Source organism: Flavobacterium sp. (assembly GCF_031423415.1).
Classification (GTDB): Bacteria; Bacteroidota; Bacteroidia; order Flavobacteriales; family Flavobacteriaceae; genus Flavobacterium.
The window spans coordinates 1-21,768 of the sequence record NZ_JANPFL010000020.1; the positions used below are offsets into that span (position 1 = coordinate 1).

22 protein-coding genes and 1 pseudogene are annotated in these 21,768 nt (G+C 33.3%); 6 read left to right on the top strand and 17 right to left on the bottom strand.

The window, feature by feature from the left end; genetic code table 11:
* Positions 1-285 (bottom strand): annotated as a pseudogene (locus tag RMO83_RS02515) (DNA mismatch repair protein MutS); the annotation flags it as partial.
* A gap of 114 nt (positions 286-399) precedes the next feature.
* Here RMO83_RS02515 and ung point away from each other — a divergent pair.
* Together ung and RMO83_RS02525 are read left to right on the top strand one after the other, a co-directional pair.
* Positions 400-1,080, top strand: coding sequence for a uracil-DNA glycosylase (ung, locus tag RMO83_RS02520; protein ID WP_310558096.1), 681 nt, complete (start codon positions 400-402; stop codon positions 1,078-1,080).
* Positions 1,081-1,221: 141 nt separating this feature from the next.
* Positions 1,222-2,232 (top strand): serine hydrolase, encoded by a 1,011-nt coding sequence (locus tag RMO83_RS02525; protein ID WP_310558097.1) that lies wholly within the window; start codon positions 1,222-1,224, stop codon positions 2,230-2,232.
* A 5-nt stretch (positions 2,233-2,237) separates the two neighbouring features.
* On the opposite strand, the gene RMO83_RS02530 is transcribed toward RMO83_RS02525, so the two are convergent.
* From RMO83_RS02530 to RMO83_RS02560, 7 genes are all read right to left on the bottom strand, one after another.
* Positions 2,238-2,765, bottom strand: coding sequence for a GNAT family N-acetyltransferase (locus tag RMO83_RS02530; protein ID WP_310558098.1), 528 nt, complete (start codon positions 2,763-2,765; stop codon positions 2,238-2,240).
* Positions 2,762-3,025, bottom strand: coding sequence for a hypothetical protein (locus RMO83_RS02535; protein ID WP_310558099.1), 264 nt, complete (start codon positions 3,023-3,025; stop codon positions 2,762-2,764). The genes RMO83_RS02530 and RMO83_RS02535 overlap by 4 nt, the downstream gene beginning before the upstream one ends.
* Before the next feature lie 116 nt (positions 3,026-3,141).
* On the bottom strand, positions 3,142-3,705 hold the full coding sequence (locus tag RMO83_RS02540; protein ID WP_310558100.1) for a hypothetical protein: 564 nt from the start codon (positions 3,703-3,705) through the stop codon (positions 3,142-3,144).
* Positions 3,706-3,720: 15 nt separating this feature from the next.
* Positions 3,721-4,296: a hypothetical protein gene (locus RMO83_RS02545; RefSeq protein ID WP_310558101.1), complete on the bottom strand. Its 576-nt coding sequence runs from the start codon at positions 4,294-4,296 to the stop codon at positions 3,721-3,723.
* Between the two features lie 47 nt (positions 4,297-4,343).
* Complete coding sequence (locus RMO83_RS02550) at positions 4,344-5,210, bottom strand: nucleoside phosphorylase (RefSeq protein ID WP_310558102.1); 867 nt, start codon at positions 5,208-5,210, stop codon at positions 4,344-4,346.
* A 138-nt stretch (positions 5,211-5,348) separates the two neighbouring features.
* Complete coding sequence (locus RMO83_RS02555; protein WP_310558103.1) at positions 5,349-5,678, bottom strand: translation initiation factor; 330 nt, start codon at positions 5,676-5,678, stop codon at positions 5,349-5,351.
* Positions 5,679-5,776: 98 nt separating this feature from the next.
* On the bottom strand, positions 5,777-6,727 hold the full coding sequence (locus RMO83_RS02560) for a 2-oxoglutarate and iron-dependent oxygenase domain-containing protein (RefSeq protein WP_310558104.1): 951 nt from the start codon (positions 6,725-6,727) through the stop codon (positions 5,777-5,779).
* A 243-nt stretch (positions 6,728-6,970) separates the two neighbouring features.
* On the opposite strand from RMO83_RS02560, the gene RMO83_RS02565 reads away from it, so the two are divergent.
* Positions 6,971-7,276, top strand: a complete 306-nt coding sequence (locus RMO83_RS02565; protein WP_310558105.1) for a hypothetical protein — start codon at positions 6,971-6,973, stop codon at positions 7,274-7,276.
* Positions 7,277-7,611: 335 nt separating this feature from the next.
* On the opposite strand, the gene RMO83_RS02570 is transcribed toward RMO83_RS02565, so the two are convergent.
* The 5 genes from RMO83_RS02570 to truA form a co-directional block, all read right to left on the bottom strand.
* Positions 7,612-8,157, bottom strand: a complete 546-nt coding sequence (locus tag RMO83_RS02570; RefSeq protein ID WP_310558106.1) for a pyridoxamine 5'-phosphate oxidase family protein — start codon at positions 8,155-8,157, stop codon at positions 7,612-7,614.
* 131 nt (positions 8,158-8,288) lie between these two features.
* Positions 8,289-8,801 carry a hypothetical protein gene (locus tag RMO83_RS02575; RefSeq protein ID WP_310558107.1) on the bottom strand — a complete coding sequence of 171 codons (513 nt, stop codon included), beginning with the start codon at positions 8,799-8,801 and terminating at the stop codon, positions 8,289-8,291.
* 288 nt (positions 8,802-9,089) lie between these two features.
* A complete protein-coding gene (lpdA, locus tag RMO83_RS02580) occupies positions 9,090-10,478 on the bottom strand; it encodes a dihydrolipoyl dehydrogenase (protein WP_310558108.1) in 1,389 nt (462 codons plus the stop codon).
* 136 nt (positions 10,479-10,614) lie between these two features.
* Positions 10,615-12,390: an ABC transporter ATP-binding protein gene (locus RMO83_RS02585; protein WP_310558109.1), complete on the bottom strand. Its 1,776-nt coding sequence runs from the start codon at positions 12,388-12,390 to the stop codon at positions 10,615-10,617.
* Positions 12,391-12,519: 129 nt separating this feature from the next.
* Complete coding sequence (gene truA, locus RMO83_RS02590) at positions 12,520-13,254, bottom strand: tRNA pseudouridine(38-40) synthase TruA (RefSeq protein ID WP_310558110.1); 735 nt, start codon at positions 13,252-13,254, stop codon at positions 12,520-12,522.
* A 258-nt stretch (positions 13,255-13,512) separates the two neighbouring features.
* On the opposite strand from truA, the gene RMO83_RS02595 reads away from it, so the two are divergent.
* A complete protein-coding gene (locus RMO83_RS02595) occupies positions 13,513-13,833 on the top strand; it encodes a protein tyrosine phosphatase (protein WP_310558111.1) in 321 nt (106 codons plus the stop codon).
* 40 nt (positions 13,834-13,873) lie between these two features.
* On the top strand, positions 13,874-14,368 hold the full coding sequence (locus RMO83_RS02600) for a metallophosphoesterase family protein (RefSeq protein WP_310558112.1): 495 nt from the start codon (positions 13,874-13,876) through the stop codon (positions 14,366-14,368).
* Between the two features lie 215 nt (positions 14,369-14,583).
* Here RMO83_RS02600 and RMO83_RS02605 read toward each other — a convergent pair whose 3' ends face one another.
* The gene (locus tag RMO83_RS02605) at positions 14,584-14,997 is read right to left on the bottom strand and encodes a DUF4293 domain-containing protein (RefSeq protein WP_310558113.1); all 414 of its coding nucleotides are present in this window, start codon (positions 14,995-14,997) and stop codon (positions 14,584-14,586) included.
* A 179-nt stretch (positions 14,998-15,176) separates the two neighbouring features.
* On the opposite strand from RMO83_RS02605, the gene rho reads away from it, so the two are divergent.
* Complete coding sequence (gene rho, locus RMO83_RS02610; RefSeq protein WP_310558114.1) at positions 15,177-16,976, top strand: transcription termination factor Rho; 1,800 nt, start codon at positions 15,177-15,179, stop codon at positions 16,974-16,976.
* Between the two features lie 93 nt (positions 16,977-17,069).
* Here rho and RMO83_RS02615 read toward each other — a convergent pair whose 3' ends face one another.
* From RMO83_RS02615 to RMO83_RS02625, 3 genes are all read right to left on the bottom strand, one after another.
* Complete coding sequence (locus RMO83_RS02615) at positions 17,070-18,173, bottom strand: endonuclease (protein ID WP_310558115.1); 1,104 nt, start codon at positions 18,171-18,173, stop codon at positions 17,070-17,072.
* A 1-nt stretch (position 18,174) separates the two neighbouring features.
* Entirely contained in the window at positions 18,175-19,398 is a 1,224-nt protein-coding gene (locus RMO83_RS02620) for a class I SAM-dependent methyltransferase (RefSeq protein WP_310558116.1), read from the bottom strand.
* A gap of 228 nt (positions 19,399-19,626) precedes the next feature.
* The gene (locus RMO83_RS02625; protein ID WP_310558117.1) at positions 19,627-21,588 is read right to left on the bottom strand and encodes a KUP/HAK/KT family potassium transporter; all 1,962 of its coding nucleotides are present in this window, start codon (positions 21,586-21,588) and stop codon (positions 19,627-19,629) included.
* Positions 21,589-21,768 lie beyond the last annotated feature (180 nt).

Sequence of the window (21,768 nt, forward strand, 5' to 3'; positions counted from 1 at the left end):
CTTTCGGAAACCGCCAACTTCCAAAAAACTATCTTCTATAGCTAAAAACTTGATTTCATAGGTAATCGCATCAAAACCGTGATTGGGAATGGCGTTGTTATTCTGGAAAGAAGAAACGTATTCGGAGGTTTGCATCAACGCATTGATCAAGGTTTCCTTGTCTTGAAAAGGTTTGATTTCTAATGATTTTTGTTTGCCAATATCCGTATTGCAAATATTCGAAAGGGTTTCGAGAATGGTTGGAAATTGTAAATCTTGGAGTGTTTTTTCTGTAATGGATATCATTTTTATGTCGGAAGTCTAAAGTCAAAAATCCAAAGTTACAAAGTAATAAAGTGAAAAACCATTTTCTTTGCTCACTTTGCGAAAACTTTACGAACTTTGTGGTAAAATATATTTATGCAACCCAACTTCAATCCGTCTTGGCAAACTATTTTATCAAATGAAATCCAAAAACCGTATTGCAAGGATTTGATGAAAGCTGTCGATGAAGAATATGTAAACCATACTTGTTTTCCGCCAAAAGAATTGATTTTCGCCGCTTTTGACCATTGTTCGTTCGAGGATTTGAAAGTAGTTATTATTGGTCAAGACCCTTATCATGGTGATGGAGAAGCCAATGGTTTATGTTTTTCGGTGAATGATGGAATTAAAATTCCGCGATCTTTGCGCAATATTTTTCGTGAATTGAATGATGATTTGGGAACTATTTTTTTACCCAATTCTGGCAACTTGGAACATTGGGCAAAGCAAGGAGTTTTACTCATAAATGCTTCTCTTTCTGTTCGAAAAGACAATCCCAATAGTCACAAACATTTGAAATGGAACATTTTTACAGATGCCGTAATTCAAAAAATTTCGGAAGAAAAAGAGAATATTGTTTTCATGCTTTGGGGCAATTTTGCTCAAAAGAAAGGTTCCAAAATTGACAGAAATAAACACCTCGTTTTAGAATCCGGACATCCATCGCCAATGAGTGCCAATCAAGGAAAATGGTTTGGGAACAAGCATTTTAGTAAAACTATCTTATATTTGGAAGAAAAAGGAATTCGTCCTATCGGATGGAATTCCAATATTTAATTTTAAAGCCTATTATAGATGAAAATTTACCGTATTTTTATTCTAATCACACTAATTTTTTTGGAGTTTGGATGCTCTTCAACCAAGAAAAACATACTGCAAGAGACGTTGGCATCTGATAATACGAAGATAAAAACTGTGATGTCAAATCCAGAAGCGTTCGAACTTCAAATTATTTATACCCAGATTTTACGGGATAAAAATAATAAAGTGAGTTTTAAAGATTTCACGCTTAATTTAAACGTACACAACTATTTTTATCCAGCCAGTACGGTCAAATTTCCAATAGCTATTTTAGCTTTAGAAAAGTTGAACACCATTGATAAGACGTCAAAAGACATACAATATAGCATTGAAGGAAAACCTAAAAAACTTAGATTTTCGGAAGAAATAACTAAAGTTTTTACCGTGAGCGAAAATGAAGCCAGTACTAATTTATTAGAATTTATTGGATTTGATTATTTAAACGAAAGTATGAAAGCCAAGGGTTTGTCGCCTTTTAGAATATCACATCGATTATCATCACCAAATGCAGGTGAGCCAAAATCAAAATCAATTACACTTTATAAAGCCGATAATTCAGTTGTCACTTTTCCAGAAATTACAAACAAATCCAGTATTCCTTTGACGATAAATAAGCTCAAAAAAGGAATTGGATTTATGAAAGATGATGTCTTGGTAAATGAGCCTTTTGACTTTTCAAATAAAAATTATTATCCACTGGAAACTCTTCATAATACACTGAAAAGAATTGTTTTTCCAGAAGCTTTTAAGGAATCTGAACGGTTTAATTTGACTGAAAGTAATAGACAATTCATCCTGTTTTCGATGCAAAATCTACCTAAAAATGCGGGTTATGATCCTATTGAATATTATGATGGGTATTGTAAATTTTTTATGTTTGGCGACACCAAAGAAAATATTCCTGCTAGCATAAAAATTTACAATAAAATTGGAGAAGCTTACGGTACTTTGACAGACTGCGCTTATATTGTTGACACCGAAAATAATGTTGAGTTTATGGTTTCTGCAACGATATTAGTCAATAAAAATGGCGTATTTAATGATGGTATTTATGAATATGACGAAATTGGTTTCCCGTTTCTAGCAGAATTAGGAAGACAGCTTTATGCTAAAAACTTGAAGAAATAACTCGATTACTGATTGACGTTTTCCAATTGATACCAATTCCAAGAAACGCCATCTTCTAGATATTGTTCGGTCATTTGCATTCCAATTTTTTGAAGAATTCTATTAGAAGCTGCATTTTCAGTGTGAGCAGCAGCTTCCATAGTTTTGATGTTCAAGGTTTCGAAAGCGTATTTTAACCACGCAAAAGTGGCTTCGCTAGCATATCCTTTTCCCCAAAATTTTTCATCTAATCGATACCCAATATCATAGAAATTAACTTTGTTATTCACCATTTCGGTGTTGAATTTCAATCCAGCCCAACCGATAAATTCATTGGTTTCTTTCGAAATTATTGCAAATCTCCCGATTCCGTTATCACTATATTGTTTTCTAACAAATTCAATAATTTCAATGGTTTCTTCTAGTTTTTGAACGGGTTTATTCCATAAATATTGGTGAACTTTAGGGTTGCTGTCCATAGTAAAAAAAGCTTCTGCATCAGAAAGTTTTAGCTCACGAAGGATGAGTCTATCGGTTTCGAGGATTAGGTTCATTTGTTTTCAAATTTATCGAGCAATATTATTATTAGTATGGTAACAATTAATCCTGAAAAAAAGTTTTTGTTTTGCACTGAGAAACCATTTTTATCTTTTTTATTGCTTTCGTTATCAATATAATAATCTATATTCCTTGGAAATTTTTCTGTGATACATTCATTATAGATTTGAAAAAGAAGCCAGCGCGTAATGCCTCCAATCCATAAAAAGAAACGCTGTAGTATTCCAACAAATAAATGAGCTATTATACTGATCATAAATTTAATTTTTTTACTCCGCTAATTTTCTCAAAGAATAAGCAATCAAATCATCGACAGTTTTGTAGAAATATCAATTAAATTTTATCTTCACCTTAGTTATAGATTATAAAAAATTAATTTACTGTAAAATGATAGTTTCCTTGGTTATCGACTTGACTTATGGTTGTATAAATATACACTGAAATATAGCTTGAATTAGTATAAACAGGGTATAAATTGCTAGACATTCTTAATCTAAATTCTCCAGTTTCAAGTAAAGGAATTCCAGCTCTGAATTCATATAAGTTTGTTTCGGGATTGAATACACAAACTCCAATCGCAGCATTACTAGTGTACGATTTTCCTTTGTTCACAACAATTTTATTTCCAATATTAATTGGAGTCCAAGTATCGTAAGCTGATTTCTTTTCTAAAAGGAATTCAAAAGAGTATTCGTTAGATTTAGTTGTTTTATAAATATCTAGTAAATCGTCATAACCTTCCTCAGGTAAATATCTTGAAAAAGAAGAGTTTATATAAATAAGATCATTCAATTTGTAGCTGGGAAGCGTTTCAATTTGAATCAAATTAGAAGCTTTGATGTCTTTGCTTCCCATATAGATATCATCTGGCTCAGAGCAATTGAAAAATAATGCAATAGACAGAACACCAAAAATAGATTTACAAATTGTTTTCATTTTTATTCTTATTTATTAAAATCTGTAGCCTAAGTTAATTCCAAATTTCGCCAATGATTCTGTCTCCTTTTTATTATATACAAAGGATGACAATCCAAAATTAAAATCCATACAAAAATGTTCTTTTACATAAAATTTATAACCAATTGCAAATCCAAATGCAATATTTGTAAAGTTTGATTTTGTCCAATCATAATAAGCATATTCGCCATTTGATAGCCGTTTAACTTCTTTATAATTTCCATTACAAATTGATGAAAATGTTTCAACATAAAAGAAACGTTGTACATTTTGTGATATCGAATAGCGCACAAAAGGTTCAATTTCGTATTTTTTTTTAAAGTTTGAATTATAAAAAATGTTGTCGCTATAATTCTCTCCAAAATACATACCACTTATTCCATAAGAAAAATCTTTGTTTAAAAACCGTTCGTAAGCTACTTTTAACCTCGAGCTAAAAAGTAATTTTCCAATATCTAAACGAATTTCATTTCTATTACTTAAAATTAAAGTATCAATCTTCACTGACTGATTCTGCGCTTGAAGTAAATTTAAAGAAAGTACTAAAAATAAAAATAAATGTTTTTTCATCTGGTAAACATAAAAAAATAAAATACGACCCGGCTTTTATTTACGTATTACTCTGCCAATTTCTCCAAAGCATACCCAATCAACTCATCCACGGCTTTGTATGGATCTTCGCTAAAAGTTCCTGTGGAACGATTGGCAATAATAGCATTTAGTGACAAACAATGATGCCCCAATAATTTTCCCAAACCATAAATAGCAGCCGTTTCCATTTCGAGATTAGAAATTAAAGTTCCATTATAATTGAAACTATCCATCTTTGAATTTAAATTTTCGTCCTGAATATTCAATCGCAACACTCTACCTTGTGGGCCATAAAAGCCACCGGCTGTTGCTGTAATCCCTTTAAAGATTTGATTGCTTTCGATGCGTTTTTCTAGTAGTTCCGAACAAGAAATCACGTAAGGTCGTCCTTTTTTCAAATCCCAATTAGTGTGTTTGATGAACGCATCTTCCATTTCAATATTTGAAATTTCGTCAATCAAATAGGAGCGAAGCATATTGTCTAATCCTAAACCAAATTTTGACATTACAAAACTATCTACAGGAATATCTGCTTGCAACGAACCCGAAGTTCCAATTCGGATAATGTTTAAGGAAGTGAGATTTTCTTTTGGTTTTCTAGTTTTTAAATCGATGTTGACCAGCGCATCTAATTCATTGATTACAATGTCGATATTATCAGGACCAATTCCGGTGGACATTACGGTAATTCGTTTGCCTTTGAAAATTCCGGTTTGGGTTTTAAATTCTCTTTTTTGAGTTGAAAACTCAATACTATCAAAGAATTGCGTGATTTTTTCAACCCGATTTTGATCGCCTACGAAGATGATATCGTTAGCAATATGTTCAGGCAATAAATTCAAATGATACACACTTCCGTCTGGATTGAGTATCAATTCTGATGATTTTATCATAATAGCCCCCTAACCCCCGAAGGGGGAATTCCTATTGGGGTAAATAGGTTTTTAATGTTATCATTTTTTGATTCAAATAATGCTGTAGAAAAGTTATTTATAAATTTTGGAGTTCCCCCTTCGGGGGTTAGGGGGCTTTTACCCTCCAACACGTTTTACCTTAAAACCTTTCTCTTTAAGGATTTGCATAATTTTATCGCGATAATCGCCTTGAATGATTATGGAATCGTCTTTGAAAGTTCCGCCAACACTCAATTTGGTTTTGATTTCTTTGGCTAGAATTTTAAAGTCTTCGTCATTTCCTTCATACCCTTCAATTATGGTGGTTGCTTTTCCTTTTCGCTTTTCAAATTTGCAAATCATAGGTTCTTTTTGAATGAAAAGCTCGTGCTCTTCTTCAAGAAATTCCTCAGGTTCCGATTCAATATGATCTGGAAATAAGTTTTTTAGTTGGTCTTGTAAGTCCATAATTTTATGCTAAAAAATAAAAACCAAATTTTTAAACTCCATATTCCAAAGTTTGATTATTGGAATTTGAAATTTAAAATTTGGAATTTACTTTGAATTTATTTTTTGATTAATCCCAAATCTACCAATCTTTCGTATAAATATTCTCCAGCGGTAATGTCATCAAATTTCTTTGGGTTTTCAGCATCAATGCAATTTTCTAAACAATCTAATTTCATATCGCTCACCGGATGCATAAAAAACGGAATAGAATATCGTGAAGTGCCCCATAATTCGCGTGGCGGATTAACTACTTGATGAATGGTAGATTTCAATTTATTGTTCGTGTGACGAGATAACATATCACCCACATTAATCACGAGTTCGTCAGGTTCCGCAATGGCGTCAATCCAAGCACCATCGTGATTTTGAACTTGCAAACCTTTTCCTTGTGCACCCATCAATAGAGTAATCAAATTGATATCGCCGTGAGCTGCGGCACGAATCGCGTTTTCAGGCTCTGAAGTGATGGGTGGATAATGAATTGGGCGCAAAATAGAGTTTCCTTCTTTTGCAAACTCATCAAAATAAAACTCGTCTAAACCAAGATGCAAAGCCAAGGCTCGCAATACATAAACACCTGTTTTCTCCAGCATTTGGTAGGCTTCTTTTCCTACAATATTAAAACGTGGTAATTCTTTCACTTCGACATTATCGGGATATTCCAAGGCATATTTTGAGCCTTTTTCAACATATTGACCAAAGTGCCAAAACTCTTTCAAATCGCCTTCTTTTCTGCCTTTGGCGTGTTCTTTTCCAAAAGAAACATAGCCTCTTTGACCTCCAATTCCAGGAATTTCATAACTGTATTTTGTTTCTAATGGTAAACCGAAAAAGTTTCTAATTTCGCCATATAATTCTTCCACTAATTGGTCGTCTAGGAAATGCCCTTTTAAGGCAACGAATCCAATTTCTTCAAAAGCATTTCCGATTTCATTTACAAATTTTTGTTTGCGTTTCGGGTCTTCCGAAAAGAAATCACGCAAGTCAACACTAGGAATGTTTTGCATAGTATTTGTTTTAATTATTGAATAAGCAATTGCTTGCTGTAACAAATGTAGAAAAAAATTTTATAAAATTTTATAAACTTAATTAGGGTTTAAAAGTATTTTATTTACTAGCTTTGCTATATTGATAAATTAAGGCGGTCTATTTTGAAGTTTTCTTAATTTTTTCGATGTATACTATTGAATCCAACTTATTTTGAAGTTTTAGTAATAATTTAATTTTAACAACATCTAATTTTATTAATTATGATAGTACAGTATCAAGGAAAACAAAATGCAATTCCAACCACATTTACATTAAGAATTATTGGAAATAATCTTTCTAAAAGTAGTTCTAATTACCAAATTGATTTGTTAGTAGGAGACAAGCAAATCCCCACTTTTACAACATCAATTCATCAGAGTTTGTCTAATTGTTTGAAAGAAATCTATTTGTTCAGAAAGCACAACAATATTACGTTTGACGCTTCGACTGAAAAAATTGCGCCTAAATTAGTTCCTTACGATTTAGTTTTATTCAACTATCAAAAGAACGCCTTGTTTATGGCTTAAATCAATTTTCGATCGTATTTAAAAAACCGATTTGAATTTATTCCAAATCGGTTTTTTGTTTATTTCTAATACCTTAAGGAATTCATATTTATAAAAATAATATTAAGTTATTGCAAAATAATTCTAATTAACCCGTTGGGTGCAATTATTAAATTTTCAGAAATAATAAATTGAAACACATAGAATCATAGAAAAAAGATTAAGATAGACCAATTCGTGGTTTTCACATAGCTTAATGTATTCTGAAATTAAGTGAAACGACTAATTAAAATTAGCAATAACTATGTTTCTATGCGTTTAAAAGAATAAAATTGAATTATACCCAACGGTTCTAATTAATCTTCTAGAATTTTTGTTTCATACCCATCAATGCTCAGGGTATTTTTGTTTTTCCAATAGTCTTCAATCTTATCCTCTCCTTGTTTTTCGGCCCAATCATTTAATGTGGTGCGTTCCTCTTTGAAATCCATAAAAGGGACGGCATATCCACAAGAAGTTTGAACCAATTCTACTTCCATTTCGATTATTTGTCGAGCACCCGCATTAACTGGGAATAAATTGGAATAATGGTGAAAACTACGATTTCTTTTATGGTATATTTTTGCTTTTCCATAGAGTCTTAAAATCAGTGGATTTCCTTCAAAAGCACAAAACATGATTGTCATTCTATTATTTTGTAATAAATGGGCTGCAGTTTCATTTCCACTTCCTGTTAGATTCAACCAAACAATTGTGGTACTATCAATTATTCTAAAGGAGTCGGTACCTTTTGGAGATACGTTGACCGTTCCTTCAGCGCAAGCGGTTCCAACAAAAAAAACTTTTTGTTTTTCGATGAATTCTTGTAATTCGGTTGTAATTTGATCTAATTTCTTTGCCATATTTATAAAAAAGTATAATGTTTTGCAGGTTTGCTATCTGGCAGATTAAGGATTTATAGCCTTTCGGTTAATTAGTAATCTTCAAATACAAAATCTAGTTTCCATTAAGCCAAATGCTCAAATCAGCTATACTAGCTATTGTTTGTAGGGCTTATTCGATTGTTTATTAATTCTATTGTTTTCAAAAATTCAGTTCTGCTACCAAACCGATTAAAAAAATAGGTGTTATTATCTTTTGTGTATACAATCATTTGGTCTGCTTTCGAGTTACCACCGAACTCTCCTGATCCAAATATCGCCAAAACAATTAAATAATTCCAGTCTGTAACACTTTCAGAAAACTCAACTTTAATTATATCAACATACTTAAAAACGTCATTATCTGTGTATTTACTAATCATGCATTTTTTTACTATTGCAAAATTATCATCATACAAAAATATCTTTGGAAATCTAATGCATACTAACCCTAGCAAACAGCAAAATATCAACGGAATCATTAAGTAACCAACATGTTTTATTGAATAAATGGAGAATAAAATTAATGCTGTCAGTAAATTAATTGCTAATATTCTCAATATGTTTTTTCCACTATGAGTGTGAAAAGGAATTCCAGAGTTTGAAATCAAAGAAGGGTTAATCATTTTGTTAGGTTTTAGATATTTGATTTTTAATTGCCAATATCGTTGGGAATAATTTTCTAAGTCTTTATATTAGCTAAAAAGTAACGCAAATCTTTCAAAAAATAGTTGAATATACGGTAGTTTGATACGCTTTATTCTTCATTCAAATATATTATTTTTTCCGTACAAATTATTTGATGGATTACTATTTTATGAATACTATTTTTTCTAATGTAATTTGAAATTAGCAAAACAAAAAAAATCCGCTTTGCTTTCACAAAACGGATTTCTATATTTCTAACCTCGTACCTACAAATGAATTACTTCGCCATAAGCATCAGCAACAGCTTCCATGACCGCTTCACTCATCGTTGGGTGCGGGTGAATGGATTTTAGGATTTCGTGACCTGTAGTTTCTAATTTTCGAGCGACAACAGCCTCGGCAATCATATCAGTAACACCAGCACCAATCATATGACAACCCAACCATTCGCCGTATTTAGCATCGAAAATTACTTTTACAAATCCATCCGGAGTTCCGGCAGCTTTTGCTTTTCCAGAAGCTGAGAACGGGAATTTTCCAATTTTCAATTCGTATCCTTTTTCTTTCGCTTGCTTTTCGGTCAAACCTACAGAAGCAATTTCTGGTGTAGCATAGGTGCAACCAGGAATGTTTCCGTAATCAATTGGATCCACGTGAAGGCCAGCGATTTTTTCCACACAATTAATTCCTTCTGCAGAAGCAACGTGTGCCAATGCTTGTCCTGGAGTTACATCTCCAATCGCATAATATCCTGGGATGTTCGTTTGATTGTAAGCGTTTACCAAGATTTTATCTCTGTCAACAGCAATTCCTACTTCTTCTAATCCTATGTTTTCGATGTTAGTTTTGATTCCAACGGCAGAAAGTAAAATATCAGCTTCTAGGATTTCTTCTCCTTTTGCAGTTTTTACAAAAGCTTTAACACCAGAACCAGAAACATCAATTTTTTCTACAGAAGAGTTGGTCATAATTTTGACTCCTGCTTTTTTCATAGAACGTTCCATTTGTTTCGAAATATCTTCGTCTTCTACTGGAACAATATTGGGCATAAATTCAACAATCGTAACGTCGGTTCCCATAGCATTATAGAAATGGGCAAATTCAACTCCAATCGCTCCAGAACCAACGATAATCATCGATTTTGGTTGGGTTGGCAATGTCATTGCTTTTCTGTATCCAATCACTTTCACACCATCTTGTGGTAAATTTGGTAATTCGCGTGAACGAGCGCCAGTGGCGATAATAATATGATCTGCACTGTATTCAGTTACTTTGCCATCAGCAGCAGTAACATCTAATTTTTTACCCGGTTTAAGTTTTCCAAAGCCATCAATCACGTCAATTTTATTCTTTTTCATCAAAAATTGAACGCCTTTGCTCATTCCGTCAGCAACTGAACGACTACGTTGCACTACTGCTGGAAAATCCTTGTCAAATGATGAAACAGTCAATCCATAATCAGAAGCGTGTTTAAGGTAATCAAAAACTTGTGCTGATTTCAATAACGCTTTAGTTGGGATACAACCCCAATTTAGGCATACTCCGCCAAGATTTTCTTTTTCGATTACGGCTACTTTAAAGCCTAATTGTGATGCTCTAATGGCAGTTACATATCCGCCTGGTCCACTTCCTAAAACTATGATATCGTATTTCATACTGTGTTTTTCTAAATTAATTTCAGTTGGCAAAATTAAGGATTTATTTTATTAATGAAAAAGTTTACTGTTTAAAGTTTTACGTTGTAAAAAAACTAAATTAAATATTCAGAGCCATCATTTACAAGGGATTTCTCTATTCATTTTTATCAAATTCATTAATCTCCATGACAAATTGCGAATCATACAAGTTCTTGTAATAGCCTCCTTCTTTGGAAACCAATTCCTGGTGTGTTCCTTGTTCCACAATCAATCCTTTGTCCATTACAACAATTTTATCGGCATTGATGATAGTCGCTAATCTATGCGCAATTACGATGGAAGTTCTGCCTTTAGTAATTGTTTCTGTAGCTTTTTGAATCAACTCTTCAGAATACGTATCGATCGAAGAAGTTGCTTCGTCTAAAATAAGAATACTCGGATTACTTACGTAGGCACGGAGAAAAGCGATTAATTGGCGTTGTCCAGACGAAAGCATTACGCCACGTTCTTTTACGTCAAAATCATAATCATCAGGTAAACTCATAATGAATTTATGAACTCCAATTTTTTTGGCTGCAGCCAAAACTTGTTCACGAGATATATCAGGATTGTTTAGCGTAATATTGTTAAAAATAGTATCAGCAAAAAGGAAAACGTCCTGTAAAACTACCGCAATCTGCTTTCGTAGAGAGGGCAAAGTATAACTTTCGATGTTATGACCGTCGATGCAAATCGTCCCGCTATTAATTTCATAAAAACGATTCAGCAAATTGATAATGGTTGATTTTCCTGCTCCTGTTGAGCCTACAATGGCAATAGTTTTTCCTGCTTTTACATCTAAATCAATTCCTTTTATGACATATTCTTCAGCGATATAACCAAAATGAACATCCTTGAATTGTATATTTCCTTTGAAAATTGGAGCTTCTATAGTTCCTGTATCTTGAATTTGATCTTGGGTGTCGAGAATATCGAAAACTCGATTGGCGGCAATCATTCCGAGTTGCATTTCATTGAATTTATCTGCGATTTGACGCAATGGATTGAATAACATTCCTATGAACATAGTATAGGAAAACAAATCCCCAAGCGTGGTGAAATTATCCCCATTCAATATTTTAAATCCACCGTATAACACAATAAATCCAAGGGTTAGCGATGAAATAATATCAGCAATAGGGAAGAAGATGGAGTTGTATAAAATAGTTTTTATCCAAGCTTTATTATGTTTTTCGTTAATTGACTTGAATTTTTCGGATTCAATTTCTTCGCGATTGAATAGCTGGACGATTTTCATTCCCGTAACACGTTCTTGTACGAAGGAATTCATATTAGCAATTTGTGTTCTTACTTCTTCAAAAGCCACTTGCATTTTCTTTTGAAATATTCGTGTAAAAAAAACTAATATTGGCATCGCTACAATCACAATCCAAGTAAGCTTCCAGTTCATATAAAACATAAATATGAGCACGACAAACATTTTCATCAAGTCACTGATGATCATAAACAATCCTTGACTAAAAATTCGTGCAATGGCTTCAATATCTGAAACGGAACGCGTCACAAGTTGTCCTACGGGAACATTATCAAAATACTTCATCTTGAAACTCAGAATGTGTTTGAACATTTTAATTCTAATGTCTTTCACAATATCTTGTCCAAGCCAGTTGGCCCAATACACGAAGAAAAATTGTGAAAAAACTTCCAATAACAATACGAAACCCATCAAACAAACGTATAGTAAAAGCCCAAATTGATCTTGGTTTTTTATATATCCATCTACAGTTTGTTTCAACAAATAGGGACGCAATGCTGCAAAAACCGACAAGGAAATAGCGAATGCAACAACGAAATTAAATCGTGATTGATAAGGTTTAGTATATTTTAATATTCTTTTGAATAATCGTGTGTCGAATGCTTTTGCTTTCATAATGTTTTTTTGGGAGCTCTATCCTATATCGCTATACAATTTCAATGACAATTTCAATGGCAATTTCAATGGCAATTTCAATGGCAATGAAAATGTCTATTGTCTATAATCTATATTCTTTCTTCTTTTTTACAAATAATCATACTCAATTTTTGTCAAGTATAATCCGTGTGCTGGAACTGAAAATCCCGCTTCATTTCGGTTTTTACTTACTATAATGCTGTTGAAATCTTCTAAAGTAATTTTGTGCAAACCTACATAAACTAATGTTCCCACAATGGCTCGAACCATATTTCTTAAAAAACGATTGGCGGAAATTGTAAACACCAATTTGTCACTCTCTTGTCGCCAATACGCTTCAAAAATAGTACAATAAAATGTATTTACATCGGTATTCACTTTAGAAAAACATTGAAAATCAGTATGATTGAATAATAATTTTGAGGCTTCGTTCATTATATCAATGTCTAATTCTTGATGATAGTACCAACTTCCATCTTGAGAAAAAACATCTTTAAAAGTATTTATATGATATTCATAGGTTCGTTTTGTGGCATCAAATCGAGCGTGAGCTTCGTTGTGAACAGGAATAATATCATAAATGACAATATCTTTTGGTAGATAGGAATTAAGTTTATGTACTAAACTTTTAATCTCAAATAGAGTTTCAAAATCAACATGGGCAAACATTTCTTTGGCGTGAACTCCAGTATCTGTGCGTCCAGCACCCATAAGATTTACCTCGGAATTCAACACAACCGAAAGTGATTTGTTCAATGTTTCCTGAACAGAAGGAGCATTGGGTTGGTATTGCCATCCGTGATAATTGGTTCCGTTATATGCCAGTTTTATAAAATACCTCAAGATTTAATTTTAGATTGCTGATTTTAGATTTCAGATTATTCTGAATAAAACCAGATTACATATTTTGAAATGCAAATTTACAAAGATTTAAGTTGATTATACCTTTAAAATTTTCCTAAAACTGACACGAGCGATCCCGAACTGACAAAGTAATTTAAAAATAGTTAATGTTTCATCTTAAATAATAACTTTGTCACCATATACTTTTATTACCATCCAGTATTCAAAAAAAATTGATACCAAAATTAACATTAGAAATTGAAAAACGTATTATTTGTTTGTAGCAGAAATAAATGGAGAAGTTTAACGGCTGAAACTATTTATAAAAACAAAAGTGATTTTTGTGTTAAATCAGCTGGAACAGAAAATTCAGCTCGTATAAAAATAAATTCTAAATTATTAGTTTGGGCTGATTTGATTTTTGTAATGGAAAAGCATCATAAAGAAAAATTGATTTTAAATTTCCGTGATGAAATCCAAAATAAAAAAATTTTTATTTTAGAAATTCCTGACGTTTATAAATTTATGGATAAAGAATTAATAGACGAAATTAAAATGACAGTTGCGGGGCATTTGTAAATGTATTAAACTAAAGCATTTTAGAATCTTAAACTACTTAATGAAAAAAATCCTCCTTCTTTCCGACACGCACAGTAATATTGACGACACGATTTTAAAATATGTAGCTCAGGCTGATGAAATATGGCACGCTGGCGATATTGGTGATTTGATTGTCACCGATACCATAAAAAAGCTAAAACCATTACGAGCTGTTTATGGCAATATAGACGATGATAAAGCCCGAATGGAATTTCCGTTGCACAACCGATTTATGTGCGAAGGTGTCGATGTTTGGATTACTCATATTGGAGGTTATCCCGGAAAATACAATCCAAATATTAAAGCTGAAATGACAGCAAATCCACCAAAACTATTCATTTGCGGACATTCGCATATTTTAAAAGTGATTTTCGACAAGAAACACAATCTTTTACATATGAATCCCGGCGCTGCAGGGAAAAGTGGTTTTCATCAAGTGAGGACGATGTTGCGTTTTGTAATTGAAGGCGACAAAATAAAAGATTTGGAGATTATCGAGATAGGGAAAAAGTAATTTCAGATTTTAGATTGCAGAATTCAGATTGAAGATTGCAGTTGTCATAATAATGATTTGTAGTTTTCCAATTTCTACTTCTTTTCCTTTACTTCTCCAGTTTCGGCTCCCTCACCTTCGGAGAGTTACGATAGCTATCGGAAGGGGTGAGGAACAAAAAAACCCGAACTTTTACATTCGGGTTTCCTTCGCACTAATAAACTAAGTTTATAGGATTATCTCAATCTATCCACAGATTTTACAAGATCTTCGTCCTTTTTGATGGCCTTGTTAGCTAAGACTAACAACACGATAGCAACAATAGGTAGAAACATCCCAATACCTTTCTCAGAAACCGCAGGGGTTTCTCCAGATACATTTAGTGAACGATATACAAACAAGCCTAATAAAATTAAATTTAAAATTATATTCAATCTGCCCATAACAAATTGATTTTGTCTTTTTTTATACGAAACGATACTTACTAAGGTCAATGTTGTGCTTAATCCAAAAAGTGCAACATAAACTTGGTTTTGCATAAACATGAAAGCTGTACCATCAGCCATTGTCCAAAGCGGTATGAAGAATGGTAAAACTCCTGCGGTAACAAAGGCTAGAAGTAAATATATGGTTTGAATTCGCTGTAACATTGTCTTAAATTGTTTGACAAAAATATATTTTCTTTTTAATAAATACTATTGTAGATTAAAATTTATTCGTAATATTGCATAACAAATCCGTAAGTACTTCATTTTTCGGTCAATTCAAAATCAAATTTTACTACACACTTTTATAGTATTCCAAAATTTTTTAAACTCACAAAACATTTATGTTTGACATTTCTGCATTAAAAGAAATGAAGCTTTCTGAGCTTCAAGAAATAGCTAAAGCTGCTAAAACAATAAAATTTAACGGTGTAAAAAAAGAGACATTAATTAGTCAAATTTTAGAACTTCAATCCACCAGTATGAATTCAGCGACAGACGCTAAGCCTGCTGAACCTAAAGTAGAAGAAGAAAAACCAAAAAGAGCAAGAATTGTAGCTCCAAAAAAGGTGGCCATCCAAAAAAACTCCAATAATTCACTTTTTGCAGACGAAGAAATTAAAGTTGAGACCGTTATTTCTGAAGTAAAAGACGAGAATCCAATAGAAGTGATAGCTCCAGAAAAAAAAGTAGGGAAAGTGATTAAATTTAATAAATCAGCCTACGAAAAGAAAATGGCTTTGCAAAAGCAAAAAGAAGAGGCGAAACAGGCAACCACTGAAGCTGAGATAAACAACGAAAATGAAGATAATTCAGAAACTTCTGTTAGCGAAGGCGCTGAGTTTTCTGAAAATAATGAGGTTAGCGCTCCTGCAGAAAAAATAAATCTAAGTCAGTTCAACAAGAAAAATCAAAACCAGAATCCACAAGAGCGAAAGCGCACTGACGAAGTAAACCAAAATGGAAACGGAAATGTAAATCCCAATTTCAAAAATAAGAAAAACAACTTTAGAGATTCTGATTTTGAATTTGACGGAATCATCGAAAGTGAAGGCGTTCTAGAAATGATGCCCGATGGGTATGGTTTCCTTCGATCTTCTGATTATAATTATTTGGCTTCACCAGATGATATATATTTATCGACTTCCCAAATTAGATTGTTCGGACTTAAAACCGGAGATACCGTAAAAGGAGTGGTTCGTCCGCCGAAAGAAGGTGAAAAATTTTTTCCATTAGTTCGCGTTCTGAAAATAAACGGACACGATCCGCAGGTTGTTCGTGACCGAGTATCTTTCGAACATTTAACACCAGTTTTTCCCTCCGAAAAATTCAAATTGGCCGAAAGACAAAGCACTATCTCCACCCGCATTATCGATTTATTTTCTCCAATAGGAAAAGGACAGCGCGGTATGATTGTGGCGCAACCCAAAACGGGTAAAACAATGTTGCTAAAAGACATTGCAAACGCAATCGCCGCTAATCATCCTGAGGTGTATTTGATTGTTTTATTAATTGATGAACGTCCTGAAGAAGTTACCGATATGATTCGAAGTGTTCGAGGTGAGGTTATTGCATCGACTTTTGATAGAGAGCCACAAGAACACGTTAAAATCGCCAATATTGTGCTCGAAAAAGCAAAACGTTTGGTAGAATGTGGTCACGATGTTGTGATTCTTTTGGATTCGATTACTCGTTTAGCGAGAGCTTATAATACAGTTCAACCCGCATCCGGTAAGGTGTTGAGTGGAGGTGTTGATGCCAATGCATTGCAAAAACCAAAGCGATTTTTTGGAGCTGCTCGTAATGTTGAAAATGGAGGTTCATTGAGTATCATTGCCACGGCTTTAACCGAAACGGGATCAAAAATGGATGAAGTTATTTTTGAAGAATTCAAAGGAACTGGAAATATGGAATTGCAATTGGATCGTAAAATTGCCAACAAACGTATTTTCCCTGCCATTGATTTAACTTCTTCTAGCACAAGACGCGATGATTTGTTATTAGACGCTAAAACATTGCAAAGAATGTGGATTATGAGAAAATACCTTTCCGATATGAATCCAGTAGAAGCAATGGATTTCATCAATGATCGTTTCAAGAAAACCAAAAATAATGAAGAGTTTTTGATTTCGATGAATGATTAGAAAGATACTAGAATAAAGAATATAGATAAAAGACAAAAAACTCCGATAGAAATTTAAATTCTATCGGAGTTTTTTATTGGCTTTAAAATCAAATTAGTTAACGATGATTGACTTAGTTGCTGACTGATTGTCAGAGGTCATTTTCACTAAGTAAAAACCTTTTGGTAAATTATCCAAGGTGTAGGTTTGGTTTTCTAAAGAGGGCTTTTTAATCATTTGTATTAGCTTACCATCGATGTTGATTAAATCTATTTCATCTAAGATAATATCTGTCTGTATTTTAATTTTGTGACCGTTTGTTGGATTTGGGTAAACAGAAATGTTTGCAAATTTATCGAAAGTTTCTGTAGCCAATATGGTACTTGGCCAACGGTTTTGGGCAGCAACTCCGCCCCAAATAAGTGTTGCTAAATAAGGATTGTCTATAAAAGGATTTCTGTTTCCCTGAGCATATCTATAAGCAGTATTTCCGTGATAAGTATTTCTAGCGTCTTCAAAAGCTGAAACTGGATCTTCTGCGTTCCATTTTAAAAATAAATTAAGCATATTACTATCGGAGGCAGGAGAAGTTCCTGTTCCGACATTTATTGGTAAACATTGCGAATCATATCGCAAATACATATACATCATCATTCGAGCCACATCGCCTTTCCATTCATCTCCAGGATACCAACCACCTGCAACACTACCTGAGTTTCCGCTTCCTGCAGCGTAAGTCGAATTTCCACGAGTAGCATTCCACTGTACATCGGCAGAACGAATATGATGAGCATCTTCACCAGCATCGCTACTCCAATCATTTGCAATTCCTCCATCAACTAGGGTGGGCGTTCCTAGTGATTTGGCATAAGTGTGCTCCCGATTCCACTGACCATCGTTACCACCATTACTATATTTATCTCTTGACCTGTCGTTGGTAGCTAAATTATCTGATCCATTTTCCCATCCATAAACTAATAAAACATTTTGAGAATTATCGGGATCTGAATCTGTTACTCTTGTTGCTTCCCAAATTCCTGGTGTGTAAGATAAACGATTGGTATGAGTGACAGTAATTTTTGTAGCTAAAGCATTTTTTAATGCAGTTCCGGTTAGAGTCCAATTGGCACCATTATAATAAGGAGCTGCTGGAGCGCCAGATTGTGCCAGTACTAAACTTATTGAAAGCAGCGCAAGAATTGAGTAAATTTTATTCATATTATATTAGTTCTATTTTTCTTTCTAATAATGCCATATAAAATCCGTCAAAACCTGATTCTGAAGCTAATATTTTGTGATCTTTTATAAAGTTGAATTGTTTTCCAATGTCGGTAGTTAAGAACTTTTTAACCTGTTCTTGATTCTCTGAAGGCAAAATAGAACAAGTGGCATACACTAATTTTCCACCTGGTTTTACAATTTTAGAGTAGCTTTCTAATACTTCAGCTTGCACTTTACGAATGTTATCAATGAATTCGGGTTGCAATTTCCACTTGGCATCTGGATTTCTTTTGAGAACTCCCAAACCGCTACAAGGTGCGTCAATTAAAACTCTATCTGCTTTTTCGTGAAGTTTTTTGATAACTTTGGTCGATTCAATAATGCGGTATTCTATGTTGAAAGCACCGTCTCTTTTGGCTCTCAATTTCAATTGCTTTAATTTACTTTCGTATAAATCCATAGCAATCAGTTGACCTTTGTTTTCCATCAAAGCGGCAATGTGCAAGGTTTTTCCTCCAGCACCAGCACAAGTATCTACCACACGCATTCCTGGTTGTACATCAAGAAACGCAGCAACCAGTTGTGAATTGGCATCTTGCACTTCAAAAAAACCTTGTTTGAAAGCATCAGTTAAAAATACGTTGGCTCTTTCTTTTAAAACCAAAGCGTCCGGTTGATCTTTCAAGTATTCAGTTTCAATGTTCAAGTCCATCAAGAGGGCTCTTAATTGTTCTTTAGTAGTTTTTAAAGTGTTGGTTCTCAAAATTACCTTGGCAGGTTGGTTTTGTGCTGCAATTTCTTTTGCCCATACTTTTTCACCTAATTCTTTCACGCCCAATTCGTCCATCCAATCAGGTATAGATTCTTTCAAGGTTCTAATTTTAGATAGTTCGTCAAAGCGTCCTTTAATTTTTCTTTCTGGAGTTCCTTCCAATTGACGCCAATCGGGGATAGGGTAGCCTCTTAAGACTGCCCAAACAGAAAACATTCGCCAAATATTGTCTCGGTCGTAAGGTTCTTTTACTTCCGCAATTTCTGCGTAAAGTCTTTTCCAACGTACAATTTCGTAGATGGTTTCGGCAACAAATTTCCTATCGGAGCTTCCCCAACGTTTGTCTTTTTTTAATGATCTTGCAACTACTTTATCTGCATATTCGCCTTCATTGAAGATAGCATTTAAAGCATCGATTGTGGTATAAACTAAATTTCTGTGTAATCGCATTTTAAATAATTGAGGCGCAAAGGTACCATTTTATCCCGAAGCATCGGGAGAAGATTGAAGATTTTAGATTTCAGATTTCTATTTAGAGTTGCTTGGATAGAAAGTTATGTTCAAATTATTCATTTTTGTCATTCAAATTGATTTTACTTTTTGTTATATTGGAAGTGTTTTATGCAAAAAAAACACTGTTTTTAAGCAGTGTCTTTGAGTTTTATTTGAATAGAATTTTTATTGAATTCTGGTTAAACCAATGTTTTCTGGAGCGTGCAGCACCATTGGGAATTTTTCTACTTTTACGGATCCTATATCTAAGTTGAAGGCACTTTCTTCCGATAAACTTAGTTTTTTAATAAAGAAATAGGAATTCATAATTATTTTTTCAAAGAAAGTCAAATCGCTATCATTGGATAAATATTTTTCGGAAAGGACAAATTTAAAATCACCAATTATATTGTTTTTATTCAATGATTCATATCGACTCGTTACATCGACCTCTCCTTTTTTTACCATATCTGTAATCACTTCTTTAAACATCAAGTTGATTTTTGTAGGTTCTCTAAATCCTAAATTAAAATCAACTCTATAAATATCCTCTTTGAGAATTTCAGTTACTCTATATTCTTTTTTGTACGGCTCATTTAATACATTTACGTGTACAAACCAATATATATCGGCCCTTTTAGGTCTTTTTCTGAGTATGGAATACATTACTTTTTCTTCAATTTCATCAGACTTGCTGGCATTAGTCATATAAATTAAATGCGTTGCATACTTTGGAATCGATAAATCATTACTGAGTTCTAATAATACTTTTGTGTAATCGTTAATGTCAACAAGTTTTGTATAGCTCTTATTGATTTTCTTAGCAAAATACCAAATTGTCATAATAGAAATTAAGACAGAAGCAATGAGTAAAGTAACGTAACCACCCTCGGCGAATTTTGTAATATTTGCGATGAAGAAACCAGATTCAATAGTTAGGTATATCGTTATGATAGGTATCATAAAATATAATTTTACGCGCTTCAAAATCATATAATAATTGAGCAATATAGTTGTCATTATCATACATAGTATAATAGCTAGTCCATAGGCATGCTCCATATTACTTGATTTTTCGAAATGCAGTACAACTCCAACACAGCCCAAAAACAAGAGCCAGTTTATCGAAGGAATGTACAATTGTCCTTTTAATTCCGAAGGGTATTTTATTTTTACTTTAGGCCAAAAATTCAAACGCATGGCCTCGTTAATCAAAGTAAATGAACCACTAATAAGCGCTTGAGAGGCGATTACAGCTGCAAGAGTTGCTATTACGATTCCAAAAGGCTGAAACCAATCTGCCATAATTAAATAAAATGGATTTCCGTTTTCGCCTCCTAAACCTACTAGAGTTTGTCCTTCGTGATGAATTAAATAAGCACCTTGACCAAAATAGTTCAGTACTAAAGTGGTTTTAACAAAAATCCAACTGATTCTGATGTTTTTACGTCCACAATGTCCCATATCAGAATATAAAGCTTCGGCTCCCGTTGTACATAAAAATACAAATCCCAAAACATAAAAACCTTCAGGGTGAATGGAAAGTAAATGATAAGCGTAATAAGGATTAAATGCCTTTAGAACTTCGGGATGATGAATCACTTGCAATACACCTAAAACACCAAGCATACCAAACCAAAGTAGCATCATTGGCGCAAAAAAACGACCCACTAGTTTAGAGCCAAATTGTTGAATAGTAAATAAAACAAACAAAATTCCAATTACAATCGGAATCGTATTTATTTCTGGATAGAATGTTTTAATACCCTCAACTGCTGATGATACGGAAATTGGCGGAGTTATGATTCCGTCGGCGAGTAATGCACTTCCGCCGATGATTGCTGGGATGATTAACCATTTAATTTTTGTTTTTTTTACTAATGCATATAGGGCAAAAATTCCTCCTTCACCGTGATTATCTGCACTTAAAGTAATCAAAACATATTTGATTGTAGTTTGTAAAGTCAGTGTCCAAAAAACTGCGGATATTCCTCCTAAAACAATATCTGCATTGATGACCTGTAATCCAATTATGGCTTTCATTACATATAAAGGCGAGGTTCCTATATCTCCGTAAATAATTCCTAATGATATTAATAAACCGCCTAATGTTAACTTACTATGTAAGTCTTTGTGCGTAGTACTCATGAATAATTTAATAATTTAGCTTGGCAAATTTAATCTTTTAAATCATTGTTGTCCGATAAAAGTAAATAAAAAAGAAGCCATAAAAATGGCTTCTCAATTAAAATCGTAATTTGGTTTTGCAAAAGACAAAAAACGATGAGTAAAAGTAATTATTTTTCTAGTAAATCTGTTTTCGGACAG